This is a genomic window from Oceanicella sp., assembly GCF_056449545.1.
Genome location: NZ_JBWOMN010000146.1, coordinates 1 through 4,362 on the forward strand (window position 1 = coordinate 1; position 4,362 = coordinate 4,362).

At 69.6% G+C, this 4,362-nt stretch carries 4 protein-coding genes; 3 read left to right on the forward strand and 1 reads right to left on the reverse strand.

Features of this window, described 5'->3' with window-relative positions; all coding sequences use genetic code 11:
- Positions 1-78 precede the first annotated feature (78 nt).
- A complete protein-coding gene (locus AC1HC7_RS18605) occupies positions 79-1,002 on the reverse strand; it encodes a LysR family transcriptional regulator (protein WP_479496153.1) in 924 nt (307 codons plus the stop codon).
- A 111-nt stretch (positions 1,003-1,113) separates the two neighbouring features.
- On the opposite strand from AC1HC7_RS18605, the gene AC1HC7_RS18610 reads away from it, so the two are divergent.
- Genes AC1HC7_RS18610 through dctP form a run of 3 tightly spaced genes read left to right on the forward strand, consistent with a single transcriptional unit; the run spans position 1,114 to position 4,262 of the window.
- Positions 1,114-2,268, forward strand: a complete 1,155-nt coding sequence (locus tag AC1HC7_RS18610) for a CaiB/BaiF CoA transferase family protein (RefSeq protein WP_479496152.1) — start codon at positions 1,114-1,116, stop codon at positions 2,266-2,268.
- Positions 2,261-3,205: a beta/alpha barrel domain-containing protein gene (locus tag AC1HC7_RS18615; protein WP_479496151.1), complete on the forward strand. Its 945-nt coding sequence runs from the start codon at positions 2,261-2,263 to the stop codon at positions 3,203-3,205. The genes AC1HC7_RS18610 and AC1HC7_RS18615 overlap by 8 nt, the downstream gene beginning before the upstream one ends.
- A 43-nt stretch (positions 3,206-3,248) precedes the next feature.
- A complete protein-coding gene (gene dctP, locus AC1HC7_RS18620; RefSeq protein ID WP_479496150.1) occupies positions 3,249-4,262 on the forward strand; it encodes a TRAP transporter substrate-binding protein DctP in 1,014 nt (337 codons plus the stop codon).
- The last annotated feature ends 100 nt before the right edge of the window (positions 4,263-4,362 follow it).

Below are 4,362 nucleotides of genomic sequence, written 5' to 3' on the forward strand. Positions count from 1 at the left end.
CCCGGGCTTTCGCGCACCGCCTGCGCGGCGGCGGTCCTGCGCCCGGGGCGGCCGGGGCGGCCGGGGCGGGGCGTCCGCTCAGCGCAGCGTCGCCTCCCAGGCGCCGCTGGCGACCTCGCGCGCGATCAGGCCGAGGATCAGCCCGCGGATCGCTTCGAACAGCCGGTTCGAGGCGTAGTCCCGCCGATGCCCCAGATACAGCAGCCGCGACAGGTCGGGGCGGATGACCGGGCGCGCGTGCAGGGCGCCCGAGGCCAGGTGTTCGCGCACGAAGATCTTCGGCGCCAGCGTGCAGCCGAGCCCCGCCAGCACGCCGTTGGTGATGCCGGAGATCGAATTCAGCTTCAGCGGCGAATTCGCCGCCAGCCGGGTCAGCAGGCCGGGCCGATCGATCAGCGCGCGCGACGAGGCCCCCTGGCGCAGCAGCAGCACCGGCAGCCTGGCGAGGTCGTCGAACGCGATCGGCGCCGTCGCGCCCGAGATCACCTCGCGCCGCCCGACGCAGAGCACCTCTTCCTCCAGCACCGGGGCCATGGTGATCCGCTGATCCCGGTGGGGGTTGTAGAACAGCGCCAGATCCACGTCCGAGGACAGAAGCCCGGCATGGGTGGCGCCCGACAGCGCCTCGACGATCGACAGGCGCACCTTGGGGAATTCGTCGAGAATGGCCTTCATCAGCGGCAGGCCGATGCCTTTCATCACCGAATAGGGCAGGCCGACCGAGAATTCCCCGGCCACGGTTTCGGAATCGCGCAGCATGTCGCGCTCGGCGTTGCGGATCGCCTTCAGGATGCGGCGCGCATGGGCCGCCAGCCGATGCCCGGCGGCGGTGGGCTCCATGCCCCGGGGCTTGCGCAGGAACAGCGGCGCGCCGATCTCGGCCTCCAGATTGCCGATGTGATGGCTGAGCGCCGATTGCGCCACCGCCAGATGGCTGGCGGCGTGGGACAGGTTGGCGTGTTCGAACACGGCGATGAAATAGGCGAGCTGACGGACATCCATGGGAGACCATTCTAATATCCAGAACGCAATCTTCCAGACATTATGCTTTTCAGAACCCGAAATCGCGGTCACCATCGTCGCCGACCGATCAACGCCAAGCGCGCAGGCCCGATGACCGACCCATTGCCCCTGAAAGACATCCGCGTCGTCGAGATGAGCCACATGATCATGGGGCCGTCCTGCGGCATGATTCTGGCGCAGCTCGGCGCCGAGGTGATCAAGGTCGAACCGCCCGGGGGCGACAAGACCCGCGACCTTGCCGGCATGGGCACGGCGTTCTTTCCGCTGTTCAACCGCGGCAAGCGCAGCGTGACGCTGGATCTGGCGACCGGGGCCGGGCGCGCGGCCTTCGACGCGCTGATCGCCACCGCCGACGTGTTCATCGAAAACTTCCGCGACGGCCAGCTTGAACGCCAGGGCGTCGACGCGGCGACCCTGCGCCGGCGTCACCCCAAGCTGATCGTCGCCGGGCACAAGGGGTTCCTGTCGGGCCCCTACGAACACCGCCCGGCGCTCGACGAAGTGGTGCAGATGATGAGCGGCCTGGCGATGATGACCGGGTCGCTGGAAAATCCGCTGCGGGTCGGGTCCTCGGCCAACGACATCATGGGCGGCATGTTCGGGGTGATCGGCATCCTCGCGGCGCTGCTGGAGCGCCGCAAGACCGGCAATGGCAAGGAGATCCGCATCGGCCTGTTCGAAAACTGCCTGTTCATGGTCGCCCAGCACATGGTGCAGCACGAATTGACCGGCGCGCCCTCGGTGCCCATGCCCGACCGGGTGCACGCCTGGCCGATCTATGACCGGTTCCGCACCCGCGACGGCGAACAGATTTTCATCGGCGTGGTGACGGACGGCCATTGGCGGGCGTTCTGCGAAACCTACGACCTGCCGGAATTCCTCGCCGATCCGCGCTTGCAGAACGCCACCGACCGCATCGACGCGCGCGGCTGGACGGTGCCGGTCGTCGCGAAGATGGTGGCGACGCGGGATCTGGCGGATCTGATGGCGACGCTGGACCGGCTGAACATCCCCTTCGCCCGGATCAACCGCCCCGAAGACATGTTTGACGACCCCCATGTGCTGCGCGAGGGCGGGCTGGTCAGCGCGGTGAACACCGACGGCAGGCGGTTCCGCACCCCGGCGCTGCCGCTGGAGCTGGACGGGCGCGGGCTTGGCCAAGGCCTGACCGTGCCCCGGCTTGGCGCCGACACCGACGCGGTGCTGGCGGAACTGGGGCTGAACGCGGAGACCGCCGATGGCTGAGATCAACGACATCTACCCGCCGGGCCGGGTGACCCTGCGCGAGGTCGGCCTGCGCGACGGGTTGCAGATGGTGAAGGCCTGGCCTTCGACCCGAGGCAAGCTGGACTGGATCGAGCGGGAATTCGCCGCCGGGATCCGGCATTTCGAACTCGGGGCCTTTCTGCCGAAGGACCGCTACCCGGCCTTCGCCGACATCGACGCGCTGATCGCCCGGGTGGCGGCGCTTGAGGGCGCCCATGGCGCCGGCCTCGCGCCCAACAAGCGCGGCGCCATGACCGGGTTCGCCAGCGGCGTGGCCGAGATCCACTGCGTGGTTTCGGCCAGCGAGGCGCATAACCTGGCCAATCTCAACCGGTCATGCGACGCGACGCTGGCCGAGATCGCCGAGATCTGCGCGCTGCGCGACCAGATGGACGCCCCGCCGCTGATCGGCGTCGGCGTGGCCATGGCGTTCGGCTGCTCGATCGCCGGCGCGGTGGATCCCGGGACGGTTCTGGCGCTGGCCGGGCGGTGTTTCGACATGGGCGCCGACATGGTGTCGATCGCCGACACCGTGGGGTTCGCCGGGCCTCGACAGGTGGCGCGGCTGGCCGACGGAATGCGCCGGCTGGCCGGGGATCGCCCCTTCGGCGTGCATCTTCACGACACGCGCGGCATGGGCGTCGCCAACGCCGCGGCGGCGCTGGACGCGGGCGTGCGGGTGCTCGACGCCTCGCTGGGCGGGCTGGGCGGCTGCCCGGCGGCGCCCAGGGCCACCGGCAACATCGTGATGGAGGATCTGGCGTTTCTTTGCCGGACCGGCGGATTTGACACCGGCGTCGATCTGGAAAAGCTGATCCGGGTGCGCGAGGTGCTGGCCCGCGAAATGCCGGGCGAGGCGCTGCACGGCGCGCTGGCCAAGGCCGGTCCGCCGGGGATCGGCGCGCGCGCCGCGTGACCGGCAGACGAAACTGAAGACCACAACACAGGGAGAAGAAAAAATGAAACCACTTGCAGGATTTCTGGCCGGGCTGACGCTGGCCGCAGGGGCGATTGCGGGGCCGATCATGGGGCTGACCGCGGCCGCGAACGCCGCCGAGGTCATGCGCTGCAGCCACCAGCTGCCGCCCGCGCATCACATCGCCAAGGTGATCGACCGCTGGGCGGCGGAGATCGAGACCCTGTCCAACGGCGAGATCGACGTGCAGATCTTCGGCGCCAACAGCCTGACCGGGGCCAAGCAGAACGCGACCTCCGTGGCCAAGGGCGACATCGAATGCGCCTTCTCGATCAACCCGCAATGGGGCAAGACCCTGCCGCTGATGAACGTGACGCTTGGCCCGTTCGCGGTGTCCAGCCTTGACGCGCTGAACAAGTGGGACGGGTCGGAGGCGGCGAAGTTCCTCGAGGCCAAGCTGCTGACCAAGGGCGTGCGCAACGTCACCTGGATGTTCACCACCCGCAGCACCGCGATCACCTCCAACGGCAAGCCGCTGATCGCCCCCGCCGATTTCGAGGGCGTGAAGATCCGCGGGCTCGGCCCGGTGCCCGATGCGGGTTTCGTCGCCATGGGCGCCGCGCCCTCGGCCATGTCCGGCAGCAAGGTCTATCAGGCGCTGTCCACGGGCGTGATCGACGCCGGCCTGACCGATGTGTCGGCGGCGGTGTCGCGCAAGTATTTCGAGGTGCAGGACCACGTGACCGTGCTGCCGCTGTTCAGCATCTATTTCCACGGCTACGTGAACCCGGCCTGGTATGACGGCCTGCCCGCCGCCTCGCAAAAGGCCATCGACGAGGCCGGCGCCAAGGCCGCCGTCTGGGCGATCGAGGCCTCGGAGGCCTCCGCCGCCAAGGCCCCGGGCCAGCTGGCCGAGGCCGGGATGACGGTGCACATCACCACCGACGCGGAGAACGCGGCGCTGAAAGCGGTCATGGCTCCGGCCTTCGACAAGGCCTTCGGCGACGCTTCGGGCGAGGACGGCAAGGCGCTGCTGGCGCTGATCTCCAAGCTGTAGCGCCGGGCATGAGCACCGATGACACTGCGGGGGACGGGGGGGGGCGCGGGGGCCCCGCCCCCCGGGGTGGGCGGGGGGGGTGGGGGGGGGGGGGGGGGGT